The sequence below is a fragment of the Actinomadura rugatobispora genome (assembly GCF_042656285.1).
GTDB classification, from domain to species: domain Bacteria; phylum Actinomycetota; class Actinomycetes; order Streptosporangiales; family Streptosporangiaceae; genus Spirillospora; species Spirillospora rugatobispora.
In genome coordinates, this window is the sequence record NZ_JBHSON010000023.1 from 18470 (window position 1) to 34978 (window position 16509).

Genomic DNA, 16509 nt, shown 5'->3' on the forward strand with positions numbered 1-16509 from the left:
CGACCTGCGGATCAGTCCTACCCAGGTTGAACGCGTAGGGTCCGACGTTCACCAGCGGAGCGACGTACGGCGACACCCGCAGGTCTGGATCGTCGAGGGGGCGTCCGGTATCGACTTGGTTCTGGCCAGTCGTGCATGAAGGCGGGGTGGGACAGATGGATGCTGTGGCGTCGGTCTTGTTTGCGGGATGTTGCAGAATGCACGCGACCTGCGCATCAGGTTGTCGCCGACCAGGCCGTGTCCGTCGACTTCGAGGAGGATGGTGCGGGCGTCGATGCCGTGCTGGCGGGATTGGCCTCGGGTGGCGGGGAGTCGGAGCAGACGTCAGGGTGGCCGAGGGCAAGGGGTTCGATCTGGACGGGGCGGTCCCGACGGCGGACACGATCAAGGGGTCTGGTCGTCGTGGTGACGATCAAGTCCATGACCCGTGCCTTCTGCTGGGGATGACGGGGTGAACCCACGACCCCATACGCGCGGCGATCGCCTCTCGCGCGTGGGAAGTGCGCGGCAGGGACTCCTTGAGTTCGTTCCAGTGGCTCGGTAACACTCCGGTCGGTCTCGACACGTAGGGGGTGTCCGCCTCCAGAGTGAAGGAGATCGCCGATGTGCCGCCAAAGACACCGGGCCGCAGATGGCTGACCGCGAGACCGCCTTCGAGATGATGTACGCCGCGGCGTATGAGCCGATCCTGGGGTATGCGCTGCGCCGCTGCTCGTCTCCGGAGGACGCCGCCGACGTCGTCGCGGAGACCTTCACCGTCGCCTGGCGCCGCTTTGAGGAGATACCGTCCGGCGACCGGGCACGGCTGTGGCTGTACGGCGTCGCCCGCCGTGTCCTGGCCAACCACCGTCGTTCGCAGGAACGGCATCGGCTACGGATCACGAGCCTGCGCGACGAGATCGCCACGGCGGCCGTCGATCCCACCGACACCGCCGCGATCTCCCAGGCGTTCGGCCGCCTGTCCGAGAGCGACCGCGAAGTGCTGAGCCTGGTCGCCTGGGAGGGGCTGGACCACACCGGCCTGGCCATGGTGCTGGGCTGCTCGACCGCAGCCGCGCGCGTCCGGCTGCACCGCGCGCGCAAGCGTCTGTCCCGCGCACTGCGCTCGGCGGGTGTCGAATACCGGCCCGTGACCCGCCCCATGAAGAACGGAGCTCGCTGACATGAAGCCTCACCCCACCGACGACCTGGTTCGTGCGATGGCCCGCGTCGACGACGCCTCCCTGGCCGGGTACGCCGGCCGGCCCGCCGCGCGCGCTCTGCTGAACGACGTCATGACCGTCCCCGAACCGCCGGCCGTGTCGGCCCGCCGTTTCCGGCTGCCCGGCCTGCGGCTCGCGGTGGCCGCCGCGGCGGCGCTCGCGATCACGGCGGGGGTCGGCGTCGCCGGCCAGATCGGCGGCGACGCCGTGCCGCCCGGACCGGTCCTGCCCGAGATCCGGCTGGCATCGGCCGCCGAGACGGGCCGGGTGCTCGACCGCGCCGCCGCGGCCGCCGAGAGCCGCCCGGTCACCGCCCCCAAGGCCCAGCAGTGGGTCTACACCAAGATGCGGCTGACCACCGGAGCCAAACCGGCCGGGGCGGTCGCCGGCGGCCCCTATCGGACCGACGAATGGGAGCTCTGGCGGCGAGCCGACGGCAAGCAGTTCGCCGCGTACAAGAACGGCGAGATCGAGGTCAACCACGAGATGGTCTCGTCGGTCATCGCAGCCAGGTACAACCCCATCCCCACCGATCCCGCAGCGCTGCTGCGCAAGGTCGGCGGCGACCGGCCAAAGGGCCGCGAGATGGCCTACCTGACGCTCATCACGCTGCTCCGGGACAACGTCTACCCGCCGGCGACGGAGGCGACGATCTTCCGTGCCATCAAGCTGATCCCGGGCGTGACCCTCCTCAAGGACAGGGCCGATGCGGCCGGCCGTCCGGCCCTGGCCCTCGGCCTGACGACGGGCTGGGTGCGCGAGGAAGTGCTGCTCGATCCCCGGACCTACAGCTACCTCGGCGAACGTGCCATCGCCATCAAGGACCGCACGCTGCGGTCAGAGGGCGAACCCGCCCTCCAGATACCGAAGGGAACCCTGCAGCGCCTCATGGTCCGCGTCACCACCAAGATCGTGGACAAGCCCGGCCAGCGTTCCTGACCTCGCCCGGACAGGGCCCGGCGAGCCGACCCGCATACCGCTCGCCGCGCCCTGTCCGGCATCACCCGTGGGTGAGTGCCCCCGGCGCCGGGCGGTCGGGCAGGTCACCACAACTGGTCGTCTTCGCCGCCCCGCCCCTGAAGCACCTGGTCCACATGTCAAACGCAAACTGAAGAAGATCCGGTACCGGCCCGGCCATCGACCCCTGGTGAACATCGGACCCTACACGTTCAACCTGGTTAGCGTTACTACCGGTCAGTAGAGTTCCGTACCCCCGGATCCACGACGAGACCAACCGAGGCGTGTGGGGCCATCTCGACCTGCACACCGGCGAGCACGTCCCGGTCCGCCGCGACGCCGACGAACAGGAACGGTTCCGGCACCGGCTCCACCGCATCAACCCCCAGCACGTCGCGGCCTAGGAGTCGGCCTGCTCAGGGCGTCGGCTGCCCGGAGGCAAGGGTCGCGGGTCCTCGCGGCCCCTTTCTGCCGTATTCCGGCCGTCCCCCTTTCACGCGATGACCGATGCCTTCACCGGCGCCGGCTTCCGCCTCGCCGCCATCAGCGAGCCGCAGCCCGACCCGGCCGCCCGTGAGCTGTTCCCGGACGGCTTCCAGGACCTTTCGACCAATACCAACCCCCTGTTCTTCGTCGTCGAGGTCCCGCCGTCGGCTAACGGCTCGGGCTGCCAGCCCTCGCGGATGATGAGCGGAGCGAGTCGGCGCCTGGCCCCAGTACTGTCGCGTCGTATGACCGACTCCGAGATCGAGATCACCGCGGATCTGGTCCATGAGTTGCTGCAGGAGCAGCATCCAGACCTTGCGGGGCTGGCCATGCGCGAGGTGGCGGGCGGTTGGGACAACCAGCAGTGGCGCCTCGGGGAGGAGTTGGCCGTGCGCATGCCGCGTACAGAGCATGCCCCGGACCTGCAGCGCAAGGAGCGCCGGTGGTTGCCCGTCCTGGCCCCGCGCCTGCCGCTCCCGGTCCCGAACCCGGTACGGACTGGTGAGCCGTCCGCGCGTTTCCCAAAGCCCTGGACCGTCATGACGTGGGTTCCCGGCGAGCCACTGGACCACGCCTCGATCAGCCGCGGCGACCACGCGGCCGACACTCTGGCGGGTTTCCTCAGGGCGCTGCACGTGGAGGCGCCCGCCGAGGCGCCGATCAGTTCGGACCGCGGCGCTCACCCCAGCAAGTACACGGAGGGCTTCGACCACTTCTTCCACGCCGTCGTCCCCGACGGCATCGCCGACGATGTCCGGGACGTCTGGGATGACGCCGTCGCGGCGCCAGAGTGGAAGGGCCCACCGGTCTGGGTGCACGGTGACCTCCATCCCGCCAATGTCATCGTCTCGGACGGGACACTCTCAGGCGTGATCGACTTCGGTGACATGTGCGCCGGCGACCCGGCCTGGGACCTCGCGGCCGCATGGGTGATCCTTCCCGCCGGCGCCGCCTCACGCTTCTTCGACGTGTACGCGCACGCCGACGAGGCGACGATCCGGCGCGCCCGCGGGCTGGCCGCTCTGAAAAGCCTGATCCTCATGCTGATAGGCCAGAACGGAGACCGAGGCATTCCCGGCGGCAAGCCGACATGGGGACCCGCAGGCCGCGCAGCACTCGATCGCGTTCTGAGAGGCGCTCTGCCGTAGGCACGCAGTGACGCTGTTACCTGGTGGCCTCAGTCAGCTGAGCAGGGAGAACCGCACGCTGAGCAGCGCTTCGATCCGCTGCAGGGGCTTCGTCGAAGGGGAGCGGGCCCAGGTCGGACGGCCGACCGGTGTCGAGTCCTTGGCGGTCAGCCGGATCGCGTAGGCGTTCTCTTCGCCGACTTCCAGATCAGCTCTTGCCGGATGCGGGCGAGTTCGGGGTCGGTGTCCGCGGGCTTGCGTCACCACTCGCTCGCCGTCGCGGGCGAGGTCGCCGCCGGGCCCCTCGGCACCAGGCTGACGCTCACCGCCCTGGCCGTCTTCGAACTGGAAGCGCATGTGCTCGTCCCGGCCGGGGAATGGTGGTGGCCATCGCGATGCAGGCCACCGCCCTCACCCTGGTCCGGCTACGTGACGATGCGGCCGCCTCCCGGCTCGCCGTGGAGGCGCGGCTCAGTCTCGGGCTGAGCGCGCGCGTGGCGTTCGCCCCCACACCGTCGGGGCCCTGCGCACCGCGCTGATCCTGGAGGGCGTCGACCCGGTGACGGCGACCCGCTACCAGATCGTGGTGATGTACATGCTGCTCGCCGCCGGGGCGCTGGCGGCCTTCACCGCCGCCCGCCCCGTCCTCTTCGACGACACCCAACGCCTGTGCGACCTCACCAAGGCCCTGCCCTGACCTGCACATAGTGTTTGTGGACACCACGATCCTCACCTGCGCTGCCATTATCGGCGCCGGGGTCACGGAGTTCGCAGGCGCCGGTCGGTGCGGTTGAGGTGCTTGCGGCCGAACGGCGATAGCAGCGGGCGGCGGTTAGCCTCCGGCGCGCAGGTGGTCCAGGGGCCGGTCGATCGGGCCTGAACGTGAACCGGCCGCTCGGGCCGTCGGACCAACGGGTCAGGCGGGTTGGGGGTTGCCAGGGCGGCAGTGCCGGCAGGGGCGGTAACCGGCGGCCTGGGCGGCGGCCAGGGTGGCGAAGCCGCGCCGGTGCTCGGCGGTGATGCGGCGGGCGTCGGCGCAGGTGGGGAAGCACACGATGCCGGTGGTGTCGCTGCCCAGGTACTGCACGCCCCGGCGGGCCAGGGCGGCCAGCTGGTCCAGGTCGACGTCCTCGGCGCGCAGCAGGTGTTCCTTGGCCTGGGCGCCGAACACGTACTGCCCGATCGTCCCGTCGGAACGGGTGACGCGGTGGCAGGGGATCAGCAGCGGCACCGGGTTGCGGCCCAGGGCCGATCCGGCGGCCCGGACGGCCTTGGGGTTGCCCGCCTGCCGCGCGACCCAGGCGTAGGGGCGGGTCTGGCCGCGGGGGATGGTGGCGGTGGCGCGCAGCACGGCGGCCTCGAAGTCGCTGAGGCCGCGCAGGTCCAGGCGCAGCCCGCCCGGCCGCCCGGTGCGCAAAGCGGGCACCAGGCCGGCGGGCGGGCGGTCGGCGGGCAGCAGGGGACGGGCGAAGCGGCGGCGGAAGGCCTCGGCGAACGCGCGCTCGTCCAGCCCGGCGCGCAGGAACGCCACGCCCTGGTCGGTGAAGGCCACCTGCAGGTCGCGGTGGGGGCCCTCCAGCGGTCCGGGCACGTGCACGCGGCGCGCGGCGACGCGGTCCAGCAGGGTGGGCGGGGCGTCGGCGGCCAGCGCGGCCAGGGCCGCCTCCAGACCGTCGGCGGCGTGCGGGTCGTGGTGGGTCATGGGGTGCCCCCTTGCCAAGAGCCGAGCGGGTGGAGCGCGCGGAGCCTGGACAGGCCCCGGGAGATGTGCGACTTGACGGTGCCCTCGGGCAGGTCCAGCACGGCGGCGATCTCGGTGACGGGCAGGTCGGCGACGTGCCGCAGCACCACGGCGGCGCGCTGGGCGGGGCTGAGCCGGGCCAGCAGCCCGGCCAGTTCCCGGCCGGTCTCGTGCCGGGCGGCGGCGGCCTCCACGCCCTCGGCCGGGTCGGCGGGATCGGCGGCCTCCTCCAGCGGGGAGGTCGCGGGCCTGCGCGCCGCGGTGCGCAGGCTGTTGCGCCACAGGTTCATCAGGATCGTCAGCAGCCAGGCGCGGGGACGCAGCTCGGCCAGCCGCTGCGGGGCGTACCCGCACAGGGCGCGGTAGGCGCGCAGGAACGTCTCGGCGGCCAGGTCCTCGGCCTCGGCCCACCGCCCGCACAGGCGCAGCGCGGTGGAGAACACGGTGCCGCGGTAGGCCTGGTAGAGGGCGGCGAATCCGGTGTCCAGGTCCTCGCCCAGCGCCGCGACGACGCGCGCGGCCGCCGCCTCGGCCGCAGCGGCTTGGCCGGCCGGTCCGGCGGCGGGTTGGAGCTGTTCGTCCGTTACCGTCACCTCCCTGTCAACACCGCGGCGTGCGGCTGCGTTGCGCCCACCGGACCCGAAAGGGGGCGGCCAGGTGCGGGGAGAGGACGGGGGCGGCGTCAGCCGAGCCAGCCGGGACGGATCATCCCCGTCTCATAGGCCAGGACCACCAGCTGGGCGCGGTCGCGGGCGCCGAGCTTGGCCAGGATCCGGCTGACGTGGGTCTTGGCGGTGGCGGGACTGAGCACCAGCCGCCCCGCGATCTCCTCGTTGGACAGCCCCGCCGCGACCAGCTCCAGGACCTCGCGTTCCCGGTCGGTCAGCGCGTTGAGCTCGGCGGCCGGCGGCGGCGCGGAGATCCGGGAGGCGAACTCGGCGATCAGCCGCCGGGTCACGGTCGGCGCCAGCAGCGCGTCCCCGCGCGCCACCACCCGCACCCCGTGGATCAGCTCGGGCGGCTCGGTGTCCTTGACCAGGAACCCGCTGGCCCCCGCCTTGATCGCGCCGTAGACGTAGTCGTCCAGATCGAACGTCGTCAAGATCACAACCTTGACGTCGGCCAGCCGGGGATCGGTGACGATCCTGCGGGTGGCCTCCAGGCCGTCCAGCACCGGCATCCGGATGTCCATCAGCACCACATGCGGCCGCAGCTGCGACGCCAGCCGCACCGCCTGCTCCCCGTCCCCGGCCTCGGCGACGATCTCGATGTCGTCCTCGCCCTCCAGGATCGACCGGAACCCGGCCCGTACCAGCGTCTGGTCGTCGGCCAGCACCACCCGGATCACGCGTCGTCTCCCGCCCGGTCCGCCATCGGCCCCCGCTCCATCCGTTCCCGCATCGCCTGCCCGTCCGTTGTGCCCGTCCCGCCGGCCCCGCCTGCGACCGCGTCCGTGGCGAGGCCGCCACCGGCCAGCGGCAGCCGCGCCCGGACGCGGAACCCGCCGCCGGGCCGGGGCCCGGCGGTCACCTCGCCGCCCACCGCGACGGCACGCTCGCGCATGCCGCGCAGCCCGTTGCCGCGTTCCAGGGCCGACACGTCGACCGGCCCGGGACCGTCGTCGTCGATCTGCACGATCACCGCGCCGTCCGCGCACCGTATCGTGACCGTGGCCTCCGCCGCGCCCGCATGCCGCACCGCGTTGGTCAGCGCCTCCTGCACGATCCGGTACCCGGCGAGCGATACCGGCGGCGGCAGCATACCGGCCAGAGCCGCATCGGTGATCTTCCCGGCGCGGCGGACCCGCAGCCCCGACGCCGAGGTCCGCTCCAGCAGCCCCGCCAGCCGGGCCAGGGACGGCGCCGGCTCGACCGCACCGCCGCCCTCCTCGTCCTGGTCGACCTGCCGCAGCACCCCCAGCACCCCGCGCAGCTCCCGCAACGTCTGCTTGCTGGCCTGCTTGATGGCCTCCAGCGAGGCGTAGGCCTGCTCGGGGTCGTCGCGGCGGTGCAGCGCGGCACCCGCCTGCACGTTGATCAGCGAGATCTGGTGGGCCAGCACATCGTGCAGCTCCCGGGCGATCCGCAGCCGCTCCTCGGTCGCGCGGCGGCGGGCCTCCTGCTCACGGTCGCGCACCGCCTCGGCGGCCCGCCGCTCGGCATCGGCCAGTTGCGCCCGCCGGCTGCGGACGTACTGTCCCATCCCCACCACCAGCAGCAGCAGCACCCCGACGCCGGCCACGTCCTCGGCACCGACGATCGCGCTGGGATCGGCCTCCGCGCTCCCGCCGCGCACCGCGCCCACCACCACGAACCCCGCGTTGATCACGATGACCGCGGCCAGCGAGACGTGCAGCCGGCACTCCACGGCCGCGGTGAGCAGCGCGATCACGAACACGAACGCAACAGGCCCGTCCGGGTACCCCAGCGGGTAGTACAGCGGCGTCAGCAGGGTCGTGACCACCAGCGTCAGCACCGGATGGCGGCGCCGCGCCGCCAGCGCGCCCGACACGGCCACGATCAGGATCACCCCGCCCGGCCACAGCGGGCGGTCGGAGGGCCCGGCGGCCGCGACGGACATCACCAGGGTGACCACCGTCGCGGCGATCGCCAGCACGAGGTCGGCGGCCTGGCCCCGCGGCCAGCGGATCGCGTTCACGGCACCACCGTAGTTCAGCCGCCCGCCCCGCCCGCCCCGCCCGCCCCGCCCGCCCGCGCGCCTGGTCAGCGGCGTCACGACCGGGGCGGACCCCTGACTTTCGTCAGTACCGGCAAGGTCGAGCGACTTGTACCGTGGCCAGGGTGAACGGCCTGAACACCCCCGCCATCGGCACGCCCCCCGCCCCTCCAAGCCCCGTTCCAAGCCCCGCTCCAGGCCCGGGGCACGGCGGCGGCGACGGGCTCGAGCGCGGCCGCCCCGGCCATGGCGGACCCCATCGGGACGGGACGCGCCGGGCACCGTCGGCGCCCGCACGGCGCACCGCGCTGCTGGACGCGGCGCTCTGGGCGATCCTGGCCCTCCCCGTCATGATCGGAATGATGACGCCCCAGCCCCAGGACCTGGGCTGGTGGGCGCAGGGCGCGGGCCTGGCCGCGCTGGCCGCCGCGATCGTGCTCGGCCGGACCCGCCCGCTGATCATGCTGCCGGTCGTGGTCACACTGATCCTGGTACACCCCAACTTCGTGTTCGGCATGCCGGTCGCGGCCTACCTGACCGGCCGACGCCTGGACCGCGCCCGCCCCCTGCTGTGGACGTTCACCGCGATCTTCGTGGCCGGCACCGCCATCAACATCGTCCGCGGCATCGACGTCACCACCTGGTTCCCGCTCACGATCTACCTGGTCCTGCTGGGCGTGCTGCCCTGGCTGGTGGGCCGCTACTGGCGCCAGTACCAGGAACTGCTGCACGCCGGATGGGAGCGGGCCGAGCGACTGGAACGCGAACAGCGCATCGTCACCGAACGCGAACGGCTGCGCGAACGGGCCCGCATCGCCCAGGACATGCACGACTCCCTGGGCCACGAACTGGCCCTCATCGCCGTGCGGGCGGGCGCGCTGCAGGTCGCGCCCGGCCTGGCCGAACAGCACCGCGCGGCCGCCGCGCAACTGCGCGCGGGCGCCGCCGAGGCCACCGAGCACCTGCGCGAGATCATCGGCGTGCTCCGCGAGAGCGGCCCCGGCGGCCCGGCCCCGGCCGCCGCTGCGCACCCTTCCGCCGGAACGTCCCTGGACGATCCCGGCCTCCACGACGCGGCCCTGACGCGCCCGGCCCGCGAGAGCATCGCCGAACTGGTCGAACGCGCCCGCGCCTCCGGCATCCCGGTCCGCCTGGCCGCCCCCGCCGTGACCGGGGCAGGCGGGGGAGCGGGGGGAGAGGCGGACGTCCTGCCGGAGACCACCGCGATGGTGGCGCTGGCGGCGCACCGGGTCGTCCAGGAGGCCCTGACCAACGCGGCCAAGCACGCCCCGGGCGCCCCCGTCACCGTCCACCTGGCCCACACCACCGACACCCCCGGCGGGATCGCGGTGTCGGTCATCAACCAGGCGCCACCCGACGGGCCCCCGCTGCTGCCCCCCGCCACCTCCAACGGCGGCGGCACGGGCGGGGGACACGGCCTGGCGGGCCTGGCCGAACGGGTCCGGCTGGCGGGCGGGACGCTGCACACCGGCCCCACCCCCGAGGGCGGGTTCGAGGTCGCCGCACGACTGCCCGCCACACCACCGGCCACCACCGCGGCTTCGGATGCCACGCCGCCCGCCGCACGGCACGACGCCCACACCCACGGCGCCCCTGAACCCGGCGGGGACGAGCAGGCGGCGATGTCGGAATCGGCGCGGCGGCTCGCGCGCGAACGCCGCCAGGTTCGCCGCGAACTGGTCACCGCGATCGCCGTCCCGGCCGCCCTGGTGGCGGTCCTGTCGGGGATCATGGTCGGCTACTACGTCTACGCGACCCTGAACTCGGTCCTGCGGCCCGCCCAGTACGCGGCGCTGCAAACCGGAACCCCCCAGGACAAGGTGGAACCGGCGCTGCCCCGCATGCAGACCCTGGACACCGGCGCCCGCCGCGCCCAGTACCCCGAGCCCGGCGGCGCCCTCTGCCGCTACTACCGCTCCAGCGCCAACGTGCTCGGAGTGGGCGACATCTACCGGCTGTGCTTCACCTCCGGCCGACTGGCCTCCAAAGAGGTCCTGCGCGCGCCCGCCCCCGCGCAGCCCGGCGACGGCGGCCCCCAGGACGACCACGCCCCCACCGGGGAAACCGGGCCCGGGGGAGCGGGGCAGTGATCCGCGTCCTGCTCGCCGACGACGAGGCCATGATCCGCGCGGGCGTCCGCGCGATCCTGTCCGCCGACCCCGCGATCGAGGTCGTCGCCGAAGCCGGCGACGGACGGGAGGCCGTCGAGCGGTCCCTCGCGCACCGCCCCGACGTCGTCCTGCTCGACATCCGCATGCCCCGCCTGGACGGCCTGGCCGCCGCCGCCGAACTGCGGCGGGTGCTCCCCGAGACCTCGGTGGTCATGCTCACCACCTTCGGCGAGGACGAGTACATCGCCCGCGCCCTGTCCGACGGCGCCAGCGGCTTCCTGCTGAAATCGGGGGACCCCCACGAACTGATCGCCGGCGTGCACGCCGTCGCCCAAGGCGCCGCCTACCTCTCGCCCAAGGTCGCCCACCGCGTCATCACCGAACTGGGCGGCGGCCGGATGTCGCACGGCTCGGCGGCACGGCGCCGCACCGACACCCTCACCCCCCGCGAACGCGAGGTCCTCGCCCTGGTCGGGGCCGGACTGTCCAACGCCGAGATCGCACGGCGGCTGCACGTGGTCGAGGGGACCGTCAAGGCGTACGTGAGCGCGATCCTCACCCGCCTGGAGGTCCGCAACCGCGTCCAGGCCGCCATCATCGCCTACGAGGCCGGACTGATCAGCCAGACCTGACTCCACCCGCCCCCGGCCCCGCCTCCCGACGGCCGAAGGCCCCGCGGCGACACCGGCACCGGCACGCCACGGGGCCCTCGAACGCACCCGCCCCTCACACGGCTCAGGTCCGCGGGGGAGCGGGGGAGGAGTGCCTACCGGCCATCACATCGGGAGTGGTCACCGCCGGCGCGGCAGACGGACCCACCGGCTCCGGCGGACCCACCCGCCGGTGCACACCGGCACCGGCCGCCCGCGGCCCCACGGCACCCGGGAAGCCACCCGGCACGACGCTCGCCGCGGCCGCGACCGCCGGCGGCGGCCCGAGCAGCACCGCACCCGCGCCCACCCCGCGCAACGACCTCACCAGCGGCGCAACCGCACGCACCAGCACCAGCGCCACCAGCGGCGCCACCACCACACCCACCACGAAACCCGCCGCCACGTCATGCGGGTAGTGCACCCCGACGAACACCCGCGAGAACGCCATCAGCACCGCCAGCGGCAGCACCAGCGGCGCCATCACCCGCCAGGCCACCACGATCGCCGCCGCCGAGGCCGCCGCGATCGTCGCGTGGTTGCTGGGGAAGGACCAGTCACCCGGAGCGGGGCACTCGGCGATGTTCATCGCCCCCGCCACCGCCCGGCACGGCCGCTCCTCCTGCAGGAACGACTTGGACACCTCGCTGACCAGGTACGCCGCCACCACGGCCACCGGCGCCAGCAGCGCCAGCCCCATCTCCCGCTCGCCGAGCCCGCGGGCGCGCCACCAGCCCGCCACGAACAGCACGGCGAACACCAGCAGCCCCGCGTCGGTCCCGACCTCGGCCACCGGATGCACCCAGGAGGGCAGCCCGTGGGCGAACTCGGTCACGGCGCGATACCAGTCGGCGCTGAAGCCAGGCGCTTGCATGCTCTCCCTCACGCTCGAAGACGGCCCGTACACAGGAATGAGATCCCGCGCCGGACCGTCTTTGTTCACTTCGCGTTCACGAACATGTAGAGAATGTCACGCCATAGACCACCTTTGCCCCGACAATCGCACAGTCACCGCCACCACTTCGCCCACCCCGGCGCCACCCCCGCACCCCTCGCCACCGCCGACACCGGCCAGCCCCGGGGAGCGCCTCACACCGGCGTCACACGCTCCTGCGAACCGGCCCCGGCACCCTCCGCGCCACCCTCACGACCCGCAACGGCGCCGACCCGCCCACCTGCACCGGCATCCGCGGCACCGCCCTGCGACCCCGCCCCGACCCGCGCACGCCGGCGCAGATAACGCACCGCCTCCACCACCACCGTCAACGCGATCGCCAACCCGATCCCCAGCGCCACACCCTTGATCGGATCGTGCTCGAACGCCCTGCCGCCCACGAACCCCAGCAGCGCCCCGTACAACGCCCAGCTCACCGCCGCCACCGCCGCGAAGAACGAGAACGACCGCAGCCGGAACCCCACCGCACCCATCGTCAGCGTCACCGCCGTACGCCCACCGGGCACATACCGCGCCACCACCAGGATCAGCCCGCCGCGCTCGTCCATCACCCGCCGCGCCCACGCGAACGCCCCATACCGCCGCGACCCCGGCCGCAACCGCCCCGTCAACCGCCCACCCGACCCCCGCCCCACCAGATACGACACGTGATCACCCGCGAACGCCCCCAGCGCCGCCAACACGATCACCAGCACCAGATCGGGCTCACCCGACGCCGCGTACACCCCACCCGTGATCACCATGCTCTCGCTCGGCACCACCGGGAAGAACCCGTCGATCATCGCGACCGCGAACAACGCCACGTAGAACCACGGCGAGGTCACCGCCGCGTGCAGTACATCCAGCACTCCGTCCATGCCACGACGCTAGAAAACGACCACCACCCCGCACATCGCACCTACGTCCCCGCCCACCCCCTACTTCCGGCAGTGGTCACGACGGCATCCTGCGAACGATGTACCACCGATTCCTCACCCTGGAGGACGACCCCGCCCACCCGCGGCGGCCATCCTGGAACCACCGCAACCTCACGGGGAGCCACGATGGAGACACCACACGCCACACACCCGCCCGCACCCGACCTCCGCGCCTCCGACGACGACCGCAACACCACCATCGAACGACTCGGCGACGCCCTGGCCGAAGGCGCCCTCGACACCGCCGAATACAACAAACGGCTCGAGCAGGCCGCCACCGCCACCACCCAGCGACAGCTCCAACCGCTCACCGCCGACCTGCCCCCCTCCCGCACCGCCCACGCCAAGGCCGCCGCAGCCCGCAGAACCGCCAAAACCCAAGCCGACAAACGCGAGTGGCTCAACGAATGGAGCTACTGGACCGGCGGCGCCCTCATCATGACCACCATCTGGGCCGTCAACGCCGTCCGCGAGGGGGAGTGGACCTTCTACTGGCCCATGGTCCCCCTCGGCATCTGGGCCGCCATCCTCCTGTCCTACGCCATCTGGCCCGAACGCGACGACGACTGACCCCCGCGGCACCGGCCCGCCCAACAAAACGACTCGCCCACCACCAACCAGATCCGACAGAATTCCCCACTTGTGGGAACCCTGCACATCTTCGACATGGACGGCACCCTCCTCACCGGCACCACCGCCAACCTCGAGGTCGCCCGCCAACTCGGCACCCTCCCCGAACTCCACGCCCTCGAAGCCCGCTTCTCCGCCGGCGACATCGACACCCGCGCCTTCTCCGCCGAAATCCACCGCCTCTGGCGCCACCTCACCCCCGACCACGTCACCGCCGCCTACACCGCCGGCCCCTGGCTGAACGGCATCCGCGACGTCTGCGCCGACATCCGCGCCCGCGGCGAACACTCCGCCGTCATCACCATGTCACCCGACTTCTTCGCCCGGAACCTCCTCGAACTCGGCTTCGACGACGTCATCGCCTCCAGGTTCCCGCCCCTGCCCTTCACCGCACCGCTCGACCCCGACGACGTCCTCACTCCCGCCGACAAAGTCCGCATCACCGAACAACTCCGCACCCGCCACCGACTGCCCCTCAACCGCTGCCTGGCCTACGGCGACTCCATGTCCGACGCCCCCCTCTTCCGCCACCTCCCCAACACCGTCGCCGTCAACGCCGACCACCACCTCGCCGACCTCGCCGCCCTCGACTACCGTGGCAACGACCTCACCGAGGCCTACCACCTGGCCCGCACCCTCCTCGCCACCCCCTGATCCCCGCCACCGCCCACCCGCCCCGCGCCATGATGGAACCCACCACCCCCGACCCCGGAGGGCGCGCCCATGGCCCCGACCGACGCCACCGCACACCCCTCCGACACCCGCACCGACACCAGTACCCGCCCCCGCACCGGCCCCCTGCCCTGGCTCGCCCTCACCGCCATCGCCTACGCCCTCACCCACCACGTCGGCGTCGGCCTGGCCTGGCTCGGAGACATCGGCGACACCCGCTGGGCCGACTGGATCGACATCCTCACCCCCTACGCCGTCCTCCTGCCCGCGGCCGCGGCCCTACGCGCCGCACACGCCCGCCCGCGCACCTGGACCCTCTACCTCGTGGGCGCCCTCACCTACGTCGAAGGCCACGGCATCCACCTGGCCGCCAACTCCGTCGGCAACCGCGCCCCCAGCGACATCGCCCACCTCTGGGACGAATACGTCGGCCACTACCTCTGGTACGGCGGCCTCACCCTCGTCCTCATCGCCCTGGCCACCACCCTCGCCCACCACCAACCCGCACGCGGCCCGCTCCCCATCGCCCTGGCCCTCCTCACCGGCCTCACCTACACCACCAACGCCCTCGAAGGCCAGACCGCCCTACCCTCCATCGCCATCACCGCCGCGTTCGCCGCCTGGGGCTGGACCACCCGCCACCGCTTGGGCCGCCTCATGCTCATCGCCTTCGCCCCCGCCCTCCTCATGCTGATCATCTACGGCATCTGGCACCGCGGCTTCCCCGAACCCACCGACCTCGGCTGGGTGTGACCACCCACCCCTCCCGAGAGATCAGGCGTCCTCGCGCCGCAGCAGCGGATGCACCCGCATCGCCGCCTCCAGCTCACCCGGCAGCTCATCGCGGTACCGCCCCAGCGTCGACAGATCCGAATGCCCCAGCACCCTGCGCACCGCGTCCATGTCCGTCGCCGCCGCCAGCAGATGCGTCGCCGTCGTATGCCGCAGCCCATGCGGCGTCACCCCGCGCCGATGCTCCGGATCCACCCGCGCCAGCACCCGATCGATCACCCCCTGCACATCACCGCGCGCCAGCCGGTGACCGCGCCACGACAGCAGCAGCGCCTTGGGCTCACGCCCCCGATCCAGCGCACCGCGCCCCTCGGCCAGGTAGGCGTCCAGCACCTCCGCCACGGGCCGGGGGAGAGGCACATCCCGCGTCCGCCCGCCCTTGCCGAAGATCCGCCAGTACCGCACACCCCCGTTGACGAAGAAGTCCTCCACATCGGCCCGCGTCAACTCCGACACCCGCGGCCCCACCGCCGCCAGCAGCAGCACGATCAGCGCGTCCCGCAACTCGGTCCGCTGATCGGCCCGCCGCCCCGGATCCGCCGGAGCCGCCACCAGCCCCCGCGCCGCACCCACCAGCCCGTCGGCCTGCTCCACCGTCAGCGCACGCCGCCGCGCCCGCAACCCGCCCCGCTCCTTGGGCTTGAGCGTCACCGCCCGCATCGGATCCAGCTGCACCCACCCCACGATCGCCGCATACCGGAAGAACGCCGACAACGACCTGCGGAAACGCGCCTGCGACGACGCCGACTGCCGCGGCACCGCACCCCCCGTCCCGGCACCGCCGGCCGCCACGCGGCGCCGCCCGTCGGGCTTGTGCGCGAACTTCAGCAGCACCTCGTCGACGTCCGCGCCGCCCAGATCGTCCAGCACCCGATCGGGCCCCGCCAGCTCGGCGAAGGTGTGCACGTCACGCGTGTACACCTCGGCCGTGCCCGGCGCCAGAGCACCGGTCGCGGCCTTGGCCCGGATCATCTCGGCATAACGGTCGGCGGTCTCGTGAACGGTGAGGCGCTGGACATCGCTGGGACGCACCCCGCGGACGTTACCGTCCCGCGCCGACAGAACGCCCCCGCATCCCGATCATCACTCTGCGTGATCACGCGACAAGGCGGGCGCGACGGCGGGGGGAGAGGGCGATGGCTTCGCCGCGTGCGGAAGGCCCATCCGGGGGAGTACCTCGAGAGGAGAGCCTCATGGACTGGATTCTCGAAGTGGTGTCGGTGCCCGTCACTGACACGGACCGCACGAAGCGTATCTCCGGCGCGCATCGTCCGGCTGCGTCGGCTCGCTCGACCGTCGTCGGCACCGGCGCCGTCCAAGGTGGAGCCGGGCATCCGGCAAGTTGGCCGTCCACGCCATCGAGACCGCTCGCGCCCGACGCCAACCCGCGGATCCTGCAGGAACGCCCCAGAGCCCGCCGAGAATCCTCTCGATCAGACCCGACAGAATCCAGCTTCTGTCTGGTTTGCTCCATTTTGTCGGTTTCCAGTTCTCGGCTCGAGCGCCACAGCACAGCGCGGACACCGCACAAAACACCATCTGACCTGCCCGAGCGCCCACAGCGATGACTCC

At 72.8% G+C, this 16509-nt stretch carries 18 protein-coding genes; 10 read left to right on the forward strand and 8 right to left on the reverse strand.

Going from position 1 to position 16509, the window contains the following annotated elements:
* Positions 1–631: 631 nt before the first annotated feature.
* From ACFPZN_RS18115 to ACFPZN_RS18125, 3 genes are all read left to right on the forward strand, one after another.
* Positions 632–1162, forward strand: a complete 531-nt coding sequence (locus ACFPZN_RS18115) for an RNA polymerase sigma factor (protein ID WP_378283169.1) — start codon at positions 632–634, stop codon at positions 1160–1162.
* 1 nt (position 1163) lies between these two features.
* Positions 1164–2141: a CU044_5270 family protein gene (locus ACFPZN_RS18120; RefSeq protein WP_378283170.1), complete on the forward strand. Its 978-nt coding sequence runs from the start codon at positions 1164–1166 to the stop codon at positions 2139–2141.
* A gap of 749 nt (positions 2142–2890) precedes the next feature.
* The gene (locus ACFPZN_RS18125) at positions 2891–3793 is read left to right on the forward strand and encodes an aminoglycoside phosphotransferase family protein (protein ID WP_378283270.1); all 903 of its coding nucleotides are present in this window, start codon (positions 2891–2893) and stop codon (positions 3791–3793) included.
* A 33-nt stretch (positions 3794–3826) separates the two neighbouring features.
* Here ACFPZN_RS18125 and ACFPZN_RS18130 read toward each other — a convergent pair whose 3' ends face one another.
* Positions 3827–4129 (reverse strand): hypothetical protein, encoded by a 303-nt coding sequence (locus tag ACFPZN_RS18130; protein WP_378283171.1) that lies wholly within the window; start codon positions 4127–4129, stop codon positions 3827–3829.
* A gap of 20 nt (positions 4130–4149) precedes the next feature.
* Here ACFPZN_RS18130 and ACFPZN_RS18135 point away from each other — a divergent pair, with 20 nt between their 5' ends.
* Together ACFPZN_RS18135 and ACFPZN_RS18140 are read left to right on the forward strand one after the other, a co-directional pair.
* Positions 4150–4311 (forward strand): ABC transporter permease, encoded by a 162-nt coding sequence (locus tag ACFPZN_RS18135; RefSeq protein WP_464042068.1) that lies wholly within the window; start codon positions 4150–4152, stop codon positions 4309–4311.
* A gap of 20 nt (positions 4312–4331) precedes the next feature.
* Positions 4332–4469, forward strand: coding sequence for a hypothetical protein (locus tag ACFPZN_RS18140; protein WP_378283173.1), 138 nt, complete (start codon positions 4332–4334; stop codon positions 4467–4469).
* A gap of 219 nt (positions 4470–4688) precedes the next feature.
* Here ACFPZN_RS18140 and ACFPZN_RS18145 read toward each other — a convergent pair whose 3' ends face one another.
* The 4 genes from ACFPZN_RS18145 to ACFPZN_RS18160 form a co-directional block, all read right to left on the reverse strand.
* The gene (locus tag ACFPZN_RS18145; protein WP_378283174.1) at positions 4689–5474 is read right to left on the reverse strand and encodes a methylated-DNA--[protein]-cysteine S-methyltransferase; all 786 of its coding nucleotides are present in this window, start codon (positions 5472–5474) and stop codon (positions 4689–4691) included.
* Positions 5471–6106, reverse strand: coding sequence for an RNA polymerase sigma factor (locus ACFPZN_RS18150; RefSeq protein WP_378283175.1), 636 nt, complete (start codon positions 6104–6106; stop codon positions 5471–5473). The genes ACFPZN_RS18145 and ACFPZN_RS18150 overlap by 4 nt, the downstream gene beginning before the upstream one ends.
* Before the next feature lie 89 nt (positions 6107–6195).
* Positions 6196–6861, reverse strand: a complete 666-nt coding sequence (locus ACFPZN_RS18155) for a response regulator (RefSeq protein ID WP_378283176.1) — start codon at positions 6859–6861, stop codon at positions 6196–6198.
* Complete coding sequence (locus ACFPZN_RS18160) at positions 6858–8171, reverse strand: sensor histidine kinase (RefSeq protein ID WP_378283177.1); 1314 nt, start codon at positions 8169–8171, stop codon at positions 6858–6860. The genes ACFPZN_RS18155 and ACFPZN_RS18160 overlap by 4 nt, the downstream gene beginning before the upstream one ends.
* A 143-nt stretch (positions 8172–8314) precedes the next feature.
* Here ACFPZN_RS18160 and ACFPZN_RS18165 point away from each other — a divergent pair, with 143 nt between their 5' ends.
* Entirely contained in the window at positions 8315–10300 is a 1986-nt protein-coding gene (locus ACFPZN_RS18165; protein ID WP_378283178.1) for a sensor histidine kinase, read from the forward strand.
* Complete coding sequence (locus tag ACFPZN_RS18170) at positions 10297–10953, forward strand: response regulator (protein WP_378283179.1); 657 nt, start codon at positions 10297–10299, stop codon at positions 10951–10953. Before ACFPZN_RS18165 ends, ACFPZN_RS18170 begins: the two co-directional genes overlap by 4 nt.
* Positions 10954–11056: 103 nt before the next feature.
* Here ACFPZN_RS18170 and ACFPZN_RS18175 read toward each other — a convergent pair whose 3' ends face one another.
* The gene (locus tag ACFPZN_RS18175; RefSeq protein WP_378283180.1) at positions 11057–11845 is read right to left on the reverse strand and encodes a phosphatase PAP2 family protein; all 789 of its coding nucleotides are present in this window, start codon (positions 11843–11845) and stop codon (positions 11057–11059) included.
* 215 nt (positions 11846–12060) lie between these two features.
* On the reverse strand, positions 12061–12783 hold the full coding sequence (locus ACFPZN_RS18180; RefSeq protein WP_378283181.1) for a DedA family protein: 723 nt from the start codon (positions 12781–12783) through the stop codon (positions 12061–12063).
* A gap of 186 nt (positions 12784–12969) precedes the next feature.
* Here ACFPZN_RS18180 and ACFPZN_RS18185 point away from each other — a divergent pair, with 186 nt between their 5' ends.
* From ACFPZN_RS18185 to ACFPZN_RS18195, 3 genes are all read left to right on the forward strand, one after another.
* Entirely contained in the window at positions 12970–13413 is a 444-nt protein-coding gene (locus ACFPZN_RS18185) for a DUF1707 SHOCT-like domain-containing protein (RefSeq protein WP_378283182.1), read from the forward strand.
* 72 nt (positions 13414–13485) lie between these two features.
* A complete protein-coding gene (locus ACFPZN_RS18190) occupies positions 13486–14127 on the forward strand; it encodes an HAD family hydrolase (protein WP_378283183.1) in 642 nt (213 codons plus the stop codon).
* Positions 14128–14196: 69 nt separating this feature from the next.
* Positions 14197–14898: a hypothetical protein gene (locus ACFPZN_RS18195; protein ID WP_378283184.1), complete on the forward strand. Its 702-nt coding sequence runs from the start codon at positions 14197–14199 to the stop codon at positions 14896–14898.
* Between the two features lie 21 nt (positions 14899–14919).
* On the opposite strand, the gene ACFPZN_RS18200 is transcribed toward ACFPZN_RS18195, so the two are convergent.
* Positions 14920–15969, reverse strand: a complete 1050-nt coding sequence (locus ACFPZN_RS18200) for a tyrosine-type recombinase/integrase (RefSeq protein WP_378283185.1) — start codon at positions 15967–15969, stop codon at positions 14920–14922.
* Positions 15970–16509: the final 540 nt, after the last annotated feature.

Bases quoted from the DNA above. Each gene is read 5' to 3' on its own strand.
- ACFPZN_RS18145 (WP_378283174.1), bottom strand. From the start codon at position 5,474: ATGACCCACCACGACCCGCACGCCGCCGACGGTCTGGAGGCGGCCCTG.
- ACFPZN_RS18125 (WP_378283270.1), top strand. From the start codon at position 2,891: ATGACCGACTCCGAGATCGAGATCACCGCGGATCTGGTCCATGAGTTG.
- ACFPZN_RS18120 (WP_378283170.1), top strand. From the start codon at position 1,164: ATGAAGCCTCACCCCACCGACGACCTGGTTCGTGCGATGGCCCGCGTC.
- ACFPZN_RS18135 (WP_464042068.1), top strand. From the start codon at position 4,150: ATGGTGGTGGCCATCGCGATGCAGGCCACCGCCCTCACCCTGGTCCGG.
- ACFPZN_RS18180 (WP_378283181.1), bottom strand. From the start codon at position 12,783: ATGGACGGAGTGCTGGATGTACTGCACGCGGCGGTGACCTCGCCGTGG.
- ACFPZN_RS18130 (WP_378283171.1), bottom strand. From the start codon at position 4,129: ATGCGCTTCCAGTTCGAAGACGGCCAGGGCGGTGAGCGTCAGCCTGGT.
- ACFPZN_RS18115 (WP_378283169.1), top strand. From the start codon at position 632: ATGGCTGACCGCGAGACCGCCTTCGAGATGATGTACGCCGCGGCGTAT.
- ACFPZN_RS18175 (WP_378283180.1), bottom strand. From the start codon at position 11,845: ATGCAAGCGCCTGGCTTCAGCGCCGACTGGTATCGCGCCGTGACCGAG.
- ACFPZN_RS18185 (WP_378283182.1), top strand. From the start codon at position 12,970: ATGGAGACACCACACGCCACACACCCGCCCGCACCCGACCTCCGCGCC.
- ACFPZN_RS18195 (WP_378283184.1), top strand. From the start codon at position 14,197: ATGGCCCCGACCGACGCCACCGCACACCCCTCCGACACCCGCACCGAC.